This is a genomic window from Actinomadura sp. KC345 (genome assembly GCF_004348515.1).
Classification (GTDB): domain Bacteria; phylum Actinomycetota; class Actinomycetes; order Streptosporangiales; family Streptosporangiaceae; genus Spirillospora.
Window position 1 is genome coordinate 1 of sequence record NZ_SMKH01000152.1, and the last position, 17,311, is coordinate 17,311.

Here is a 17,311-nt window from a genome sequence, read left to right on the forward strand (position 1 = left end):
TCCCGGAACTGGTCGGCCGCCTACTCCTACGCCGAAGGTACCAACTGGAGCGACGCCGACACGACGCAGGGTGATGATGGCGGGGTCGCATTCGACCGGGGTGACGGTGCGTCCGCCGCCGGGCGCCGACACGACCATCAGCAGCGCGTGGTCCGGGAGGTGCTGGAGGGTGACGGGTTCGACGACGTACTCGTACACGCGCTGCGTCGTGTCGGCGTCGCTCCAGTTGGTACCTTCGGCGTAGGAGTAGGCGGCCGACCAGTTCCGGGACGTCGACGTTGCGGTGCCCTCGGTGTCGCTGGTGCTGGTGCCGCCGCCCCGGCTGCTGCCGCGCTGGTAGGACGTGGAGCGGTCGGGGAACAGCCCGAACATCTCGCCGCCCGAGTAGCTGACGCCGGACGAGCGGCTCGTCCCCCAGTTGCGCGACCGGCCCGCCGTGTGGCTCGTGCTGTAGGTCTCCGAGTCGCCCTCGCCCTCGGTGTCGGTGGACGTGTGGGACTCGTTCCCACCGACGTTCTTCGTGATCTGCGACAGGACGAACCGGTGGTCGCGTCCGATGAAGTCGGCGGCGCGCGCGGCGTCCTCGTGGTTGCCGAGCCGCATGAACGCGACGGCGCCGCCGCCGATCATCTCGGCGGACGTCTCCCGCAGCCGCCGGAACAGCAGGGTCAGCGGGACGCCGCGCCGCTCGCACGCGTCCGACAGCCGCTCCAGGTGGCGGCGCGCCAGCTCGTCGGCGCCGGCGACGACCAGCGCGGGCGTCGAGTCCTGGGACGCGGTGATGCGGTGCGTGACCCACTGCACGATCAGGTCGGTGAGCAGCTCGGAGCGGACGTTGCGGGTCCGGCTGTCGAGCGCGATGCACGTCAGGTAGCCGGTGCCCTCCTTGGACGGCTCGGTCCCGAGGTCCTCCAGCGGGTGGACGTAGGACTCGATCCGCGACAGGCTGGCGTGGGCCTGGCGGCGGTACTCGACGGTGAACAGCTCGCTCGCGATGCGCCGGCGCTCGTCCCGGGTCAGCAGGTCGCCGTCGTCGGGCTCGCCCATCAGCGCGCGGAGCGCCGCGGCGATCCGGCCGAGGGTGACGTCGTCGCCGAGCGCGGCGCACACCTTGGTCAGGATGCGGTCGTCCATGCTGCGGTCCGCGCGCACGGCGTCGGGGGTGCCGCCGTGCATGGACTCGACGATCGCGTCCACGAGGTCCTGCGGCGGCATGTCCCTCAGGAGGGTGGACGAGGCCTGGCGGCTGGGCAGCAGCTGCGCGTCCACCCCCATCCAGGCCGCCTGGGACAGCTCGACCAGTTCACGGCTGACGACCTCTCTGGACAGGTCGAGCACCAGCAGCGGCTGAACGGCGAGGGTGGAGGCCCCGTACGTGGTCAGCAGCGCCTCCCACGCCCACAGCGTCCCGCCGAAGACGTCGAGGCGGCGGCCCGGCCGGGGAGCCGCGCCCCATTCGGGGAGGCCGTCGAGCCGCGCGCGCTCCGCGGCGTCATGCGCGTGCTTGCGCGCCTGCCACTGCCGCGTCTGGTCCTGGTAGCCGCTCCCGATCTGCTCCTGGGCGAGTTCGTATGCCTGCTGGGCGCGCTGCCGCTGCCGGACGGCCCACCAGGTCAGCGACACCCCCGGCGCCGCGACGATGACCGCGAGGATCAGCGCCCCGACCGGCGTCGCCAGGTCGCCGGGACTGCTGCCGGCCGAGCAGGCCCCGTACAGCAGCAGGATCCCGCCGATGCCCCCGCCGATCGGGAGCGTCCGGCTCAGCCGGCGCTGCGCGAGCTGCTCGGTCTCGCGGACGCGGCGCGCCAGGTAGTCCGGCAGCGCCTGCTGCCGCGGCGGCGGCTCCGGGAACGGCCGCAGGAACCACCAGCGGTCCCGGAACACCCAGCCGAGGCGGGGTTCGGGGCTGAACAGCCGCTCCCGGCGGGACAGCAGCCCCCCATGATCGATCGGTCTGCCCGTCACGACGCTGAAACCCCCGTTCCGTTCGGGTGCCGTCTCTGTCAGGGTGCCGACATGATCGTCACGTCCTCCGGGGGCGTTGCGGGCCGGCCGGCGGGGGTGCGCGGCGATGCGCAAACAACCCAAGCAGATTGACACGGAACTTGTCAGGCCCTCCGCCTCGAAACGGCCTTCCCAATGCCGGGCTTGCTCAATAGCCTGACTGCCCATGGCACGGGACGGGCTGACCCTGTGGGACGTGGTGCGCGGCATACCGGTCTGCCGGCTGCTCGAGGTCCCGCGCCGGGACGAGGCGGACGGCAGGGACGAGTGGCGCGACCAGCGGCTCGCCGCGCTGGTGTCGGCCTACCACGCGGGCAAGGATCCGGTGCTGGTCGGCTGGCGGCGGGCGCAGGCGTTCGGTCCGACGGAGGTGTTCGTGGGCGGGGACGGCCTCCTCGCCGACCACGAGGGCACCGCCGCGACGCTCAGCCTCCCGGCCGGCGGGCGCGGCGTCATGCTCCCGCAGGGCATGACCGAGGACTCGATGGCGCACTGGATCGGCATCGGCGCCGTCGCGGACGGACTGCTGGTGGACGACCCGCCCGGGAGCGACCGGGCCCCCGACGAGCCCGCGAGGCCGTCCCTGGAGGACTGCCTCCTGTCGGTGTGGATGCAGCCGTTCGCGTGGATGCTGGTCGCCGAGCCCATGACGGGCCCGGAGACCGAGCGGCTGGCCGACGACCTGGCCGACCGGCAACAGCACGCCCAGTCGATGGCGGAGATGTCGCCCGAGTACTCGGTCGCCGCCGTCCGGATGGAGCGACGCCATCGCGAGGTACGGCAGGCGGCCACATCCGGCCTGTGGCGGGTGCACCTGCTGGCCGGGGCGGCGACGCCGCGGGCCGCCGCGCGGGTCGCGGCGCTGGTGTGCGCGTCGGCCGACCTCAGCCGGCTGCCGTACGCGCTGGTCCCCGGGGCGGACGGGCCGTTCGAGGCGAGCACGCAGCTCGTGGCGGCACTGGCGCGCCCGCCCGTCCGGGAGGTCGCCGGCGTCCGGTTCGCGATGCGGCCCGAGTTCGACGTGACACCGGAGTTCGACGCGGGCACCGGGGGCGCCGCCGTCCCGCTGGGGCGGGTGCTGGACCGCAACCGCCGCGAGGTCGGGCCACTGTCGCTGCCGCTGTCCAGCCTGAACCGGCACACGTTCGTGTGCGGCGCGACGGGCGCGGGCAAGTCGCAGACCGTCCGGTCGCTGCTCACGGCCGCCTCGCACGCCGGGCTGCCGTGGCTGGTGGTCGAGCCGGCGAAGGCGGAGTACCGGCTGATGGCGGCGCGGCTGCCGGACGCGGAGGTCGTCGCGATCCGGCCCGGTGACGCGGACGCGATCGCCGCCGGGATCAACCCCCTCGAACCGGCCACGGGCCCCGACGGGCGGCCGTTCCCGCTGCAGACCCACGCCGACCTCGTCCGCGCGCTGTTCCTCGCCGCCTTCGACGCCGACGAGCCGTTCCCGCAGGTGCTCGCCGGGGCGCTGACCCGCTGCTACGAACGGCTCGGCTGGGACCTGGCGCTCGGCGAGCCCGCGGTCCCCGGCACGTCGCCCCGCTACCCGACGCTCGCGGACCTGCAGGCCACCGCCGAGCAGGTCGTCACCGACATCGGCTACGGCCAGGAGATCACCGACAACGTCCGCGGGTTCATCCGCGTCCGGCTGTCCAGCCTCCGGCTCGGCACCACCGGGCGGTTCTTCGAGGGCGGCCACCCGATCGACTTCGACAGGCTGCTCGCCCGCAACGTCGTCCTGGAGATCGAGGACGTCGGGGACGACCGCGACAAGGCGTTCCTGATGGGCACCGTCCTGGTGCGCCTGGTCGAGCATCTGCGGATGCGGCAGCGCCAGGGCGCCTCGCCGGGCCTGCGGCACCTCAGCGTCTTCGAGGAGGCGCACCGGCTGCTGCGGCGCAGCGAGGAGGCGGGCCCCGCCTCGCACGCGGTCGAGACGTTCGCGAGCCTCCTCGCGGAGATCCGCGCGTACGGGGAGGGGCTGATCGTCGCGGAGCAGATCCCGTCCAAGCTCGTCCCGGACGTCATCAAGAACACCGCCGTCAAGATCGTCCACCGGCTGCCGGCGAAGGACGACCGGGACGCGGTCGGCGCCACGATGAACATCACCGACGACCAGTCGCAGTTCCTGGTCACGCTCACGCCCGGCGAGGGGGCCGTGTTCACCGACGGCATGGACTTCCCGCACCTGGTGCGGATGCCGGATGGCTCGCACCTGGAGACGTCCGCGCCGGTCGCGTCCCCGGGCGCCCTGGTCGACCCCCGCAGCGGCACGTGCGGGACGGACTGCCGCGACTCCCCCTGCACCCTCCGCGACATGCGCGCCGCCCAGCGCGCCCTGGTGGACCGTCCCGAACTCGTCCTCTGGTGCGAACTCGCCGCCGCCGCTCACCTCACCGGCTGGGGCAACCCGTCCCTTCCCCCGGCCGTGCTGGACGGGCTGCCCGTGCGGCTCCGCGACTGCGCCGTCTCCCACGCCGCCGACGCCGCCGTCGCGGCCCGCGGGGCCCGCGCGGCCCTGGCCGGCCATCTCGTGGGCGCCTTCCACGGGCGTCCTTGCGCACCGGGCGAGGTCGAGTTCTTCGCCCCGCCGTATCGCTGGTGCCTCCTCCTGGAGGAGCTTCAGCAGGCGCACAAGGCGGCCCCGGACGCGGGCAGGCATCCCAAGAGCGAGGAATGGGCCTCCCTCTACGGACGCGCGGTCCCCGGAGAAACCGTCGCCGAGCAACTCAAGCACGTCACCGCGTGGTGGGATCGCGACCAACGCGACCTTGAGGCCCGCCACCTCGCCCTCTGGGGCACCACCACGGCGATCGAGACCGCCGTGGGCGCTCTCCGCACCGACCCCGACTGGGCCGACCGGCTCCGCGAAGCGGCGTCCCACCTCCGGCCCCCGGAAGGGCTGATGGATTCCTATTTCGTCGAGGGCTAATGCACTATGGGTGTCATGGGGATCCTGGAGCAGGTGGCACCGAACCTTGTCGGCGTCCTCCGCCGAGACGCATTGTGGATGACTTGGAACACCATCCTGGCCTGGATTCCCGTGGGTCTGGCCTGGCTCGTCTTCCGCGGGGACCGCGTTTCCCGCTCCCCCTTCTGGTGGGCGGGTTTGACGCTATTCATCCTCTTTCTGCCGAATGCCCCGTACGTCGTCACGGACATCGTCCATCTCCGCGGCGACGTCCTCCAGGCGAATGACGGCGGCCCGGTGATGACCGCGATCCTGCCCGTGTACGCGGTGTTCATCGGATCGGGTTTCCTCGCCTACTACCTGGCCCTGCGCGGCGCGCTCGACCACCTCACCCGGCTCGGCCTGGACGCCTGGCGCTTCCCGGCCACGGTGGCCGCGCACGGCCTGTGCGCCATCGGCGTCTTCCTCGGCCGGTGGGCCCGCCTCAACAGCTGGGAACCGGTCATCGACCCGCACGGAACCCTCGAACGAATCTTCATCCACCTGACCTGGACGTGGGCGCCGGTACTGATCCTGGCGACCTTCCTGGTCACCTGGGTCTGCCATTTCATGACCAGGGCGATCGCCGAGGCCACCTTCGAGACCACCCGGAAAGGCGTGCGCTTCCTGCGCGCGACCCGAGCGTCCTGACCGGCCGCGCGTCCTGACCGGCACGTCAGGCCTGCCGCCCCCACTGCTGCCCGGCGGGCGGTGCCTGCTGATACTGCGGCTGCGCCGCCTGGCCGTACGGCTGGGACTGCCCGGGAAGGGGCTGGGACGTTCTCTGCCCGGCCGCGCGGCTTTCGGCCGCGTATCCGCAACGGCGCGACGGGCGTTCCCGTCCGGGCACCCGCCCCCGAGTCAAGGCGGCGTAAATGCGTCAGGCGGCGTAAATGCGGACGAGACGGAGTGCGTCGGCGGCATGCGGCCCCTCGGCGACGAGGCCGGTCCGCGCGGGCGTGAGCCGCTGCGCACCGACACGGCAGAACTCGGCCGCCGGACCGGTGATCTTCGTGGCGGCGTCCGGGTCGCCGAAGGTCCAGCGGCTTCCGTCCGGCGCACTCAGGTCGCAGAAGACCGGGACTTCCTCGAGCCCCTCCAGGGAGAAGGCGTAGGGCAGCGTCCGAGCACCGCGTCCAGCTGCCGGTACTCCGCGGCCAGGTCATCGAAGACGTCCGCCATCGCACCATGGTACCGAATCCTGTTCGGTCCGCCCCGTCTCCACGCCCGGGACGTGAGGACGGCGGACATGAAGACGGGCCACACCTCCGCGTCCGGACGCCGCGACGGCGACCGGACACGGGGCGTGGCCCGCCTGTTGTTCAGGGAGACCCTGCGGTCTCCCCTGGGTCACATCAGTCCGAATGGACCGAGGTGAGCAGCGCCAGACCGGTCTCCAGCGTGCGCAGCGTCGCCGCACGCAGAGCCAGCCGGGACTCCTCGGTCGCCCAGACCGTCGGACCGAACACACTGCACGCCTTGTCGAAGGCGCTGTAGTACGCGGCCACCTCACGCAGGTGGTCCGTGAGGACTCTCGGATCGACGGACTCGGCCGCCTCCTGCACAGCCGCGCCGAAGCCCAGCAGGCGCAGGGCCAGGGCCCGCTCCTCCAGGTTTCCGAACAGGACGGGCCCGGCGCCGGCGTTCACGAGGCGCACGGCCTCCATGAAGCGGGTCCGGATCTCCGCCGCGTACAGGGGGAGCGGGTTCGTTCCACGAGGGCCGACGATCCAGTTCAGATCGAGGACGCAACCCCGGTCCGGGGCCACGGCCAGGCAGGCCAGTTCGACCGCGCCGACGCCGACGGCTTTCGCCGTCCCCTCGGTGGGCCCGAGCGCGAGCCAGGCCCAAAGCGTCCCGGCCCGGCGCACCGCGTCGTCGAGCAGATCCTTCACCTCGACGGACTCGCTGCCGGAGAGCTCATCGCCCGCGATCCGGACCTCGCCGATCCCGACGTGGTCGGCCGGGACGCCCTCGCACAGCCAGCCGACCCGGCGGGCCGCCTCGCAGAGCATCTCGACATGGCGCTCCCACTCCGCGGGCACGACGCAGACGAACCGGTCGGCCACCTCGGGGAGCGCGCTGCTGGTGCCGAAGATCCCGCTGACGCCGGGTTCCGTCCCCAGCCGCCAGTTCAGCTCGGTGAGGGCATCCTTGGCCCGCAGGTCGCGGGTTTCAGGGTCCCCGCTGAGCGTCACCACACGGTGCCCGAGGAACTCCAGGCAGCGTCCGACGGCGTCACCGACGAGCATGGGGCGCAGGTGGCCGGCATGCCGATGCTCCGGGTCGGGCCCGGGGTAGGCGATGACGACCATCTGCGGGTCGCCCGCCTTCGGCGCCGCGAGTCGCGGGGAGGCGAGCGCCTCCCGCAGAGCCTGACCGATCCACGTGTCATGGATCGTGAAGCGGATGGACGACCCGTTGATCTCGACCTGGGCCAGATCAGCCGCATCGAGTTCCGCCACGAGCCGCTCCGCCAGTCGCCGCGGGTCGCCGTGACGCGCCGCGGCCAGATCGACCGCCACATCCGACTCGAAGTCGGCGGACGTCGACTCGTGGAGATCCAGGCCGGTGGCCGCGCACTCGTCCCCGAACACGGCACCGACCGCCTCCCGGAGGCGTTTCTCGAGCACCGACCTCGGGTCCACGGTGGAACTGCAGTGATAGGTCACGTGTTGCTCCGTTCTTGTTTGTTGCGTTTCACGGGGACTGTCCCCGCATCACCGACCGTCCGCGGCCATCGCCCTCCGGCAACCCTCACCACTACCGGCGCACAGAAAGAGACGGGCCACACCACCGCGTCCGGACGCCGCATGGGCGACCGGACACGGGGCGTGGCCCGCTGTTGTTCAGGGAGACCCTGCGGTCACCCTTGTGTTCACCTCAGTCCGGCACGGTGTCGCCGAAGCGATGCGTGCCGCCCGCCGGCCTCTCACATCCGTTCGAGCGAACGGATGCCGAGGAGGTCCAGGCCGACCACCATCGTGCGCAGCGTCGCCGCGCACAGCGCCAGCCGGGAGGACCTGGTCTCCGGGTCCGGAGCGCCGAGGATCCGGCACTCCCGGTAGAAGACGCTGTAGGCCTTCGCCAGCTCCTCGAGGTAGTTCGCCAGCAGGTGCGGCTCGGCGCTCGCGGCCACGGCCTGCACCGTCGGCCCGAACTCCAGCAGAAGCAGGGCCAGAGCCCGCTCCTCCGGGGTCCCGAGCGTGATGGGCGCGATGGCCGACTCCGGCAGGAGCTCGGCCTTCCGGAGGACGGACCACATCCGCGCCACCTGGTACAGCAGGTACGGACCGGTGTTCCCCCCCTGGAAGCGGACCATCCGGTCCGGGGCGTAGATGTACTCCCGGTACCGCGGCACACGCAGGTCGGCGAACTTCACGGCGCTGATCCCGACGACGTCGGCGATCTCGGAACGAGTGTCGTCGTCGATCGCCTCGCGCACGATCTCGCCGTACGCCTCGCCGGCCCCCCGCACGGCCTCGTCCAGCAGACCCATCAGCCTGACGGTCTCGCCGTCCCGGGTACGCAGGATCTGGCCGTTGCTGCCCTTGACGTTGCCGATCTGGGCGTGCTCGACCGTGACACGGTCGGGCAGCCATCCGGCCATGCGGGCCACCGCGAACAGCATCTCGAAGTGCTTCGACTGCGGGGCTCCCACGACGTAGATGATCCGGTCGGCGTGCAGCTCCTCGACCCGGTACCGGAGGGCGGCCAGGTCGGTGGTCTCGTACTTGAAACCACCATCGCTCTTGCGAACGATGAACGGCTGCGGCTGACCTTCCCGGTTGGGGAACCCGTCGGGGAACACGCACCACGCCCCATCGCTGAGGACGGCGTGCCCCGACTCCACCAGGTGCCCGACCACCTCGGGGAGCATCTGGTTGTAGGTCGACTCCCCCCGGATGTGCTCGTCGGTGAGCGTGACGCCCAGCCGCCGGTACACCTGGTTGAAGTACTCCATCGACTTCGCGACGAGGCCCTCCCAGACCCGGAGGGTGACCGGGTCGCCTGACTGGAGCTTCACCACCCGCTGACGCGAGCGCTCGGCGAAGTCCTCGTCGCTGTCGTACTTCTTCTTGGCCGCCTTGTAGAGGACGGTCAGGTCGGAGACGGCCGAGCCGTCCCAGTCGATGGACCGCCGTTCGAGCAGGTACTCGGTGAGCATCCCGAACTGGGTGCCCCAGTCGCCGATGTGGTTGTTCCTCACCACCCGGTGCCCGAGGAACTCCAGAACGCGGACGATCGCGTCGCCCACGACCGTCGTCCGCAGGTGACCGACGTGCATCTCCTTCGCGACGTTGGGCGAAGAGTAGTCGACGACGACGGTCTTCGGGGCGACGGTCACCGGCACGGCGAGTCGCGAGTCGGCGAGCGCATCCTGCACGCTCCTGGCGATCACCCCGTCGTGGAGCCGAAAGTTGAGGTAGCCGGGTCCGGCGACCTCCACCTCGGCCAGGTCGGCCACATCGAGCTCCCGCACGAACCGCAGCGCGAGGAGCCGCGGCTGTTCGCGAAGCTCGCGAGCCAGCCGCAGGAACGCGTTGACCTGGAGGTCGACGTCGCTGATGGTCGACTTCCGGAGGCCGGGGTCGGTGTCCGCGTACTCGGGCCCGAAGGCGGCACCGAAGGCCGCTTCGAGCCGCGCACGGATCGCCGACGCCGGGTCCACCGTGGACCCGTGGTCGTGATGGGTCACGTGTCTCTCCGTTCTCTTGTTTGTGTCTTGCTTCACGGGGACTGTCCCCGCGTCACTGACCGTCCGCGTGGAGCGCTCCATGACAACCCCGCCGTCGCATTGAGATCGCGAAGACGGATCAAGCCCGGCACGGCGGTGCGCCGTACCGGGCTTGGATCGTCAGGTGGGTGTCGCGCTCTGTCAGGCGAGTTTCTCCAGGCGGTCGGCGGCTTCCGTGGCGCCTCCCGCGGCCGCGATGGTCTCCCGGACGTGTTCGGCGGCCGTCCGGTACCGGCGGTCGGTGAGGACGGCGGTGAGGGCGGCTCGGAGCTCGTCCGCGCCGCAGCGGGCGTGGCGGACCTGGACGCCCGCGCCCGCGGCCTCGACCTGACGGGCGATCACCGGCTGGTCGTCGCGGACCGGGGCCGCCACCAGGGGCAGGCCGTTGGAGAGGGACGCGCAGACGGTGCCGTGGGCGCCGTCGCAGACGACCGCCGAGACGTGTTCGAGCAGTTTGTGCTCCGGAACCCGTTCCTGGACGAGGACGTTCGGCGGTGGATCGGCCAGCACGCCGGGGGGCGCCACGAGGATCACCTGGACGTCCATGTCGCGGACGGCCTCGGCGGCGACCCGCACGAACCGGGCGGGCGGGTCGTCCATCGTGACCAGGGCGGCGGGGCGGCCGTCCAGGCGGTCCCAGGGGAAGGCGCGCGGCGCGGCGCGGACGGGAGCCGGGCCGACGAAGGCGAAGTGGTCGGGGAAGAACGAGGTGTCGCCGATCAGACCGGCCGGGGAGAAGACCAGGACCAGGTGGTCGGAGAAGCGCAGGTCGAGCAGGTCGTCGATCCCGTGGTCGAGCTGGAAGCCGGCGATCCGGTCGCGGACCCACTCCTCGACCTTCGGCATCGCGGCGAGGGGGCGGGCGAACTCGGCGGACGTGGCGGCCGAGGTGGCCCAGGGGATCTCGCGGCGCCGGGCCGCGACCGGCGCGGCGAGGGCGTGCTGGTCGGCGATCACGACGTCCGGGCGGAAGCGGTCGATGGCCTTCTCGACGCCCGGCAGCATCGCGTGGCCGAGGGGGACGAGGAACTCCTCCCAGAGGAAGCGGAGGGCGGCGAGACCGCGCAGGTCCAGCCAGTCGCTCCGGATGGCGTGCATGCGCTTCTCGAAGTCCTCCTCTACGGCGCTGAAGATGCGGGAGCCGGGGCGGAGCCGGGATTCGAGGGACGGCCGGTGGCCCGTCCAGGCGACCTTGTGGCCGCGGCGGGCCAGTTCGGCGGCGACCGCGGCGCCTGCGGCGACGGGGCCGTCCGCGGGCGGGGCGGCGAACAGGAAGCGGCGTTCGGGTGTCTTCACGCGCCGGATCCCCGGGTCTGCGAGCAGGGACGGCACCTGGACGCGGCGGGCGTTCACCGGGCGGCTCCCGTGGCCGTCCGCGTGCCGGCGACGTGGTCCGCGACGTCGCCGACGGTCAGGTTCAGGAGCTGGTCCAGGTCCAGGCCCGCGATGAGGGCGGGGAGGTCGGCACCGTGATCGCGGACCCGGGCGGCGAGGGCGGCGAACTCGATGCTCTCCAGCACGAGGGCGTCACCGAAAGCGGTGTCCGGGCCGATCGCCACGTCGGTGAGGAAGTCCTCCCCCACCACGTCGGTCAGCATCCGGACGACCTCGGACAGGTCGTCGTTCATGCGCGGGCCTCCTCAATGTCTGTTCCGCCGGACTCGACCGTCCAGGCCACGACGTGCCCCTCGACGTCGCGCGTCTCCACCGTCGTGACCGCCCCGCCGGCGGCGATGAGGAGCCGTTCGGCGTCGGCGACGGTCACGACCAGGTCGGGACGGTCGGATCCGGTGTTCATCGACTGCAGTACTGCTTGCTTGGCCGCACGGACACGTGCGTCCTTCTCGCCTCGGGCGAGCCCGATCCCCGCCGGCCCGCGGCCGGGGCGTACCAGTGCCACGGCCAGTTCGGCGTCCGAGGCGATGGAGACGGTGAGGGGGCCGTCGAACGGTCCGGTCACCACCGGCCCGTCATGGACGGTGAGCTCCGCGGGGAACAGGGGTCCGTGGCCGTTGCGCCAGAGGTGGTCCCGGACGGCGTCCTTGGCCGCGATCCGCCCGAGCAGCCACGGGCCTTGCGCGAACGCCGGGAGGGCCTCGTACTCGGCGCGTTCCGCGGCGCAGAGGTACAGGCGCATGAGGAGGTCGCGGGAAACGGTGCCGTCCCAGCGTTTGCGGGCCAGGCACCAGCCGCCGGGTTGCGGCTCCCCCGTTCCGGACACTTCGGCGGTGAACTTCATCCGCCAGAGGGCTTCGTCGGTGTAGAAGCGGTGGGTCGTCCAGCCGTCGACGCGTCCCCACACCGTTCCGTCCTCGCGGAGGATCTCGGCTGAGCAGCGCATCGTCGTGTCGGTGAGGGACTGGTTCCAGACGGTCGTCTCCAGGCGTTCCCCGGCGGCCGGCAGAGGGCCGTAGAGGGAGACCCGTTCGACCCCGACCGGGAACACGGTCTGGTTGGTGTCGCCGTACACCTGGATCCAGTGGCAGCAGAGCTGCCCTGCGCTGTCCAGGAGCGCGCCTGGCGTGGGCAGTGCGGTCAGGACGGCGCGTACACCGTCCTCCGCGAGAGCCGTGATCTCGGTGATGCCGCGGAAGAGGGGCCCTTGGAACATCCAGCGTTCCTCGTACAGCCGTTCCGCGGTGACTATGGGCGGGCCTTCGATGGTGAGCGGCGTGCGGTCGGGCGCGGGCGGCACCGGGTACCGCTCGGCGAGGAGGACCGTCCCGTCCGCGTGGCCTTCGATGGAGACCTTCACCCTGCGGGGACGGTCGCACCCGTCCGCGCGGTGGGCGTTGTCGATGATCCGGGCGCGGACGTCGGCGGTGGTCGGCGGGGCGGCCACGACCCAGCGGACGGCGCGGACGTCCTCGAAACCGGCGACGACCGTGCCGGGCAGCAGCTCCCGGGCCGCGTCCGCCATGACCTCCAGGAGCGTCGTCAGCGGAACGATCGGAAACCTGTCCGACATGTCAGGCCAGTCTTGCGCCTGCGGGAACACGCAGTGATCGCTCACGTAGGGCATCGCGTCGAGCGAGAAGACCCGGGACACCGACAGCTCCCGGGTCGTCGGCGGCGCGTCGCCGGACGGCGCGGGCGCCGCCCCGCCGCCGAACGCCTCCAGGACGGTCTGCGCGCCGGTCGTCGCGTCGTTGAGCAGGGCCTCCAGCTCGGCCATGATCGGATCGTCGGCCGGCAGCGACGGGACCCCGGGCGTGAGCCGGATGGGCGGCACGGCGCCGTCCAGCCTGACCAGCGGCGTTCCGAGATCGAGGGGCATGCCCGCGGCGGGCGCGGGCGGCGGCGAGGCGCCGTACCCTTCGGCCCACAGCGCGGCGACGACCCGGCGGAGCTGGGCCATCCCGTCCCGGTTCGGCACGTTGACGGCCATCGCGAGGTGCTCGCGGTCACCGAGCCTGTCGCCGACGAACCCCGCGAGGCTCCCCGGCCCCACCTGCACGAACGCGCGCACGTGGGCCGCGCCGTACAGCTCCTCGATCAGCTCGCTGAACCGGACCGGTTCCAGCAGGTGCCGCACGGCGAGCTCGCGGACGGCGGCGGGCGAGCGCGGGTAGGGCGCGACGGTCGTCGCCGACCACGGCGGCACGCGCGGCTCGCGCACCTCCAGATCCTCCAGCGCGTGGTGCAGCTGTCTCTCGTACTCCTCGGCGAGCGGCGTGTGGAAGCCCGCCCGGAACGGCAGCTCCTGCCCGAGGACGCCCTCGGCGGCGAGCCGTCCGAGAATGTCGCGCACCTCGCCGGCCGGGCCGCAGATCACCGACTGGTGCGGGCAGTTGTCGTGGCTGACGAGGACGCCGGGACGTCCCCCGGCGGCCTCCTGCGCCTGGGCCGCGCCGCAGCCGAGCGCCGCGTAGACGGCGTCCGCCGCGTCGCCGCCGGGGGCCCGGATGCCGTCGAGGGCGTGGACGAAGGACTCGGCCGCGGCGGCGTCGAACATCCCGGCGGTGATCGCCGCCGTCCACTCGCCGAGGCTGTGACCCGCGACGGCGTCCGGTTCGACGCCGAGTTCGGCGAGCGCGGAGGCCAGCAGGCGCCCCACACCGATGATGTCGGCGGCGTGGCCGGCCAGGCCCGCGCTTCGGGCCGGTTCGGGCTTGGGCAGCCCGAAGTGCTCCGCGACGTCGTCCACGCGGGGGTCGAAGGCCGCTTCGAAACCGGGGAACAGGAACGCCAGCCGTCCCCCGTCCGCGAGAAGGGGACGCGGTGAGAACCACACGTCGCTGCGGCCCCGCCACGCGGTTCCGCGCTGGACGACGGCGCGTGCCAGATCGAGCCTGCGCGGCGTCGGCGCGACGATCGCGATCCGGCAGGGCAGGTCGGGGACGTCCTCCGGCACGTGCGACAGAAGCTCTTCGTCCGGGGCGGCCAGTGCGCCGGCCAGCTCGTCGGTGGTCCGGGCGGCCAGCCGCAGGACGGCCTCGCCCGACCGCGGGGTGTCGAGCCGCCGGCGCCTCCCCGGCCGCCTGACGCCGCTCGACGGCGGCTCCTGCAGGATCACATGCGCGTTCGCGCCCCCGAGCCCGAACGTGTTCACCGCTGCCCGCCGCGGGCCGCGCCCCCGCTCCCACTCGGCGGCTTCCCGGACGAGCCGCAGCCTCCCGTTCTCCAGCGAGGCGTGCGGGTCGTCCACGTGGAGCGTCGGCGGCAGGACGCCGTCGCGCAGCGCGCAGGCGGCCTTGATCAGCCCGGCGATCCCGGCGGCCGGCATCGCGTGCCCGATCATCGACTTGACGGTGCCGAGGCCGATCGGCGGGCCGTCGGTCCCGAACACCCGGCGCAGCGTGCACAGCTCCGCCTCGTCCCCCGCCGGGGTCGCGGTGCCGTGCGCCTCGATCAGCCCCAGCGCCCCGGGCTCGGACGGGTCGAGGCCCGCGTCCCGCCACGCCCGCTCGACCGCGCGGACCTGCCCGTCCACCAGCGGGCTCGTGATGCTCGACGCGCGGCCGTCGCTGGACGACCCGGCGCCCAGGATGACCGCGTGGATCCGGTCCCCGGCCCGCTCGGCGTCCGAGAGCCGCTTGAGCAGAACGACCCCGGTGCCCTCGGCCAGGAGCGTCCCGTCCGCCGCCCGGTCGAACGGGCGGATCGTCTCGCTCGGGCTGAGCGCGCGGAGCTGGCTGAACACGCTCCAGACGGTCGCGTGGTGGGCGTGGTGGACGGCCCCCGCCAGCATCGCGTCGGCCTGCCCGCACCGCAGCGCGCGCACGGCGTGCTCGACCGCCAGCAGCGACGACGCGCACGCCGCGTCCAGCGTGTACGCGGGGCCGCCCAGGTCGAACCCGTGGGCGATGCGGGACGCCGCGAAGCTCGGCACCAGGCCGATCGAGGCGTCCGGGCCGTCCGGCCCCAGGCGCTCGCAGAAGGCTTCGCGGATCTCGTCCAGCCGCCGCTTCCCGAGTTCCGGGACCAGCTCGGCCAGGATCCCGGCGACCTGGTGGGACGTCCGGACCCGCTGGTCGAACCGCGCCACGCCCGGCGTGATGTAGCCGCCGCGCCCGATGACCACGCCGATCCTGGCCCGGTCGGGGAGCCGCTCGTCGCCGCCCGCGTCCGCGATCGCGTCCCCGGCCGTCCGCAGCGCGAGAAGCTGGTCGGGCTCCATGCCCCGCACCGCGGCCGGCGTGATCCCGAACCGCGCCGGGTCGAAGGTCGCCACGTCGTCGACGAACCCGCCCCGGCGGCAGTAGAACCGGTCGCTCTCCGGCGGACGCGCGTACGCGCCGGGGTCGTAGTAGACCGCAGGATCCCAGCGCCCGGCCGGCACCTCCGTGATCGCGTCGAACCCGGCGAGGATGTTGCGCCACAGCTCGGCCGCCGACCCCGCGCCGGGGAACACCGCCCCGGCGCCGACGATCGCGACCGGCTCCCGGGCGCCGCTCACCGGGCCGCCCCGGTGAACACGACCTGCGCCTCGTCCCCGTGCGCGATCTCCCGCAGCAGCGCCGCGGCCCCGGCGTCCGGCTCGATCAGCCCGGCGTCGCCCGTCGCCCACTTCGGGCCGCGGGCCCACGGCCCGAAGTGGGCGACGAGCACCCGCCCGCGCAGCCGCGTCCGCCAGGCATGCGCGAGCGTCCCGCACGCGTCGGCCGCCGCGGCGCGGTCGCTCTGGCCGCGGCCGGCGTGCACGCCGGCGATGCCGCCGAGGACGACGAAGAACCCGATGTCCGGCCGGACGGCCTGGGCCAGCGCGCACGCCCCGTCCACCTTCGTCCGGTAGACGCGCTCGAACGACTCGGGCGTCTTGTCCCGGACGAGCCGGTCCTCCGCAAGCCCGGCACCATGGACGACCCCGTCGAGCCGCCCACGCCGCGCCTGCACCCGGCCCACGATCTCCCGGACGACGTGGGGGCTCCGCACGTCACCCGCGTGGTAGCGGACGGACGCCGCATGCTCCCGCAGCGCCTCCAGGTTCCGGCGTATCTCCCGGTCCGCCAGGATCCGCCGGATCGTCGCCTCGATCTCGCCGGACTGCCCCTTGGCCACCAGCGCCCGGCGGAGCCCGGCCTCGTCCGGGACGTCCGGGAACGCGGGCTCGCCCGCCGGCTCCGGCGTGCGCCCCATGACCTCGACGTGGCATCCGCTCGTCCGGGCCAGCTCCAGCGCCACCCGCGCGGTCGCGCCACGGGCTCCCCCGGTGAGCAGCACGACCCCGTCCGGCCCGAGGGGCACGACGGGTTCGCCGTGCAGCTCCGCCGGGACCACGCTGATCCCGCGCCGCAGGTCGCCCTCGTGCCCGACCACGACCGGCGCCTCCGCGTCCAGCAACTCCGCCATGAACCGCTGCGCGACGGCCCGCGGGGTGTCCTTGGTGTCGACGTCCAGCGCACGCACGAGCACCTCGGGATACTCCTGCGCGACCGCCCGCGCCAGCCCCCGCAGTCCCGCGCCCGGCGCCGGGTCCCCGATGCCGCCGCCGTCGAAGCGCCATCCGAACCGGCCACCGGCCCCGCTCGCGACGACGAGCCACCGCAGCCCGCCGTCCAGCGCCCGCCGGATGCCGTCGTACGCCTGCGGCAGAACGCCCGCCGCTCCCGGCCGCAGCGCCGCCAGATGGATCAGCCCGTCGCAGTCCCCGTCGACGTCACGCGGCGTCCGCACCTGCGCGCCCTGCCGTTCGAGCATGCCGGCCAGTTCGAGCGCGACCCCGCACCCGTCGTCCACGACGAGGAACCGCCGCCCCGCGAACACCGTGCCCGCCCCCGGCGGCATGGGCAGCGCATCCAGCTCCACGACCCGCAGGACCTGCCGGACCACCCGCCGCGACGCCCCGGGCACCGCCTCGGCCCGAGGCCACACCTGCGTATCGCCCCGCAAACCCCGCTGTCCAAGCGCCCGGCCCCCGGCAGCCGACCCTTCTCGCACCGCGTCCTCGCCGTCGGCCTCGTCGGCGACGAGCCCGGCGCCCGACGCGGCCACCGAACCCTGCGGGGGCGTCGCATCGTGCGGATACGCCGCATCCTGCGCGGAGGCCGCCCCCTCCGCAGGAGCCTCATGCTGCGCGGACGCCGCGTCCGGTGTGGGCGGGCGGGGTTGCGGTGGGGCTTTCCGGATCGGTGGTTCCGTCGATTCGGGGTGGCCGGGCAGGGGCGTGAGCATGG

Annotated in this window: 9 protein-coding genes; 2 read left to right on the forward strand and 7 right to left on the reverse strand. The window is 73.3% G+C overall.

Annotated features, from left to right (window positions below; genetic code table 11):
- Nucleotides 1–1,965, reverse strand: a 1,965-nt coding sequence (locus E1281_RS23490) for a PspC domain-containing protein (protein WP_131881666.1), incomplete at its 3' end; no start/stop codon positions are given.
- 205 nt (nt 1,966–2,170) lie between these two features.
- Here E1281_RS23490 and E1281_RS23495 point away from each other — a divergent pair.
- Nucleotides 2,171–4,939, forward strand: coding sequence for an ATP-binding protein (locus E1281_RS23495; protein WP_131881668.1), 2,769 nt, complete (start codon nt 2,171–2,173; stop codon nt 4,937–4,939).
- A 78-nt stretch (nt 4,940–5,017) separates the two neighbouring features.
- A complete protein-coding gene (locus E1281_RS23500; RefSeq protein ID WP_207943441.1) occupies nt 5,018–5,608 on the forward strand; it encodes a DUF1361 domain-containing protein in 591 nt (196 codons plus the stop codon).
- Between the two features lie 704 nt (nt 5,609–6,312).
- Here the strand turns inward: E1281_RS23500 and argS (E1281_RS23505) are convergent.
- From argS (E1281_RS23505) to E1281_RS42665, 6 genes are all read right to left on the reverse strand, one after another.
- Nucleotides 6,313–7,629: an arginine--tRNA ligase gene (gene argS / locus E1281_RS23505; RefSeq protein ID WP_131881672.1), complete on the reverse strand. Its 1,317-nt coding sequence runs from the start codon at nt 7,627–7,629 to the stop codon at nt 6,313–6,315.
- Between the two features lie 260 nt (nt 7,630–7,889).
- A complete protein-coding gene (argS, locus tag E1281_RS23510) occupies nt 7,890–9,656 on the reverse strand; it encodes an arginine--tRNA ligase (protein WP_243717298.1) in 1,767 nt (588 codons plus the stop codon).
- 180 nt (nt 9,657–9,836) lie between these two features.
- Entirely contained in the window at nt 9,837–11,048 is a 1,212-nt protein-coding gene (locus E1281_RS23515; protein ID WP_243717300.1) for a nucleotide disphospho-sugar-binding domain-containing protein, read from the reverse strand.
- Complete coding sequence (locus E1281_RS23520) at nt 11,045–11,323, reverse strand: acyl carrier protein (RefSeq protein ID WP_131881676.1); 279 nt, start codon at nt 11,321–11,323, stop codon at nt 11,045–11,047. Before E1281_RS23520 ends, E1281_RS23515 begins: the two co-directional genes overlap by 4 nt.
- Complete coding sequence (locus E1281_RS23525; protein ID WP_165959063.1) at nt 11,320–15,594, reverse strand: beta-ketoacyl synthase N-terminal-like domain-containing protein; 4,275 nt, start codon at nt 15,592–15,594, stop codon at nt 11,320–11,322. The genes E1281_RS23520 and E1281_RS23525 overlap by 4 nt, the downstream gene beginning before the upstream one ends.
- Nucleotides 15,591–17,027, reverse strand: a complete 1,437-nt coding sequence (locus tag E1281_RS42665) for an SDR family NAD(P)-dependent oxidoreductase (protein ID WP_165959064.1) — start codon at nt 17,025–17,027, stop codon at nt 15,591–15,593. The genes E1281_RS23525 and E1281_RS42665 overlap by 4 nt, the downstream gene beginning before the upstream one ends.
- Between the last annotated feature and the right edge of the window lie 284 nt (nt 17,028–17,311).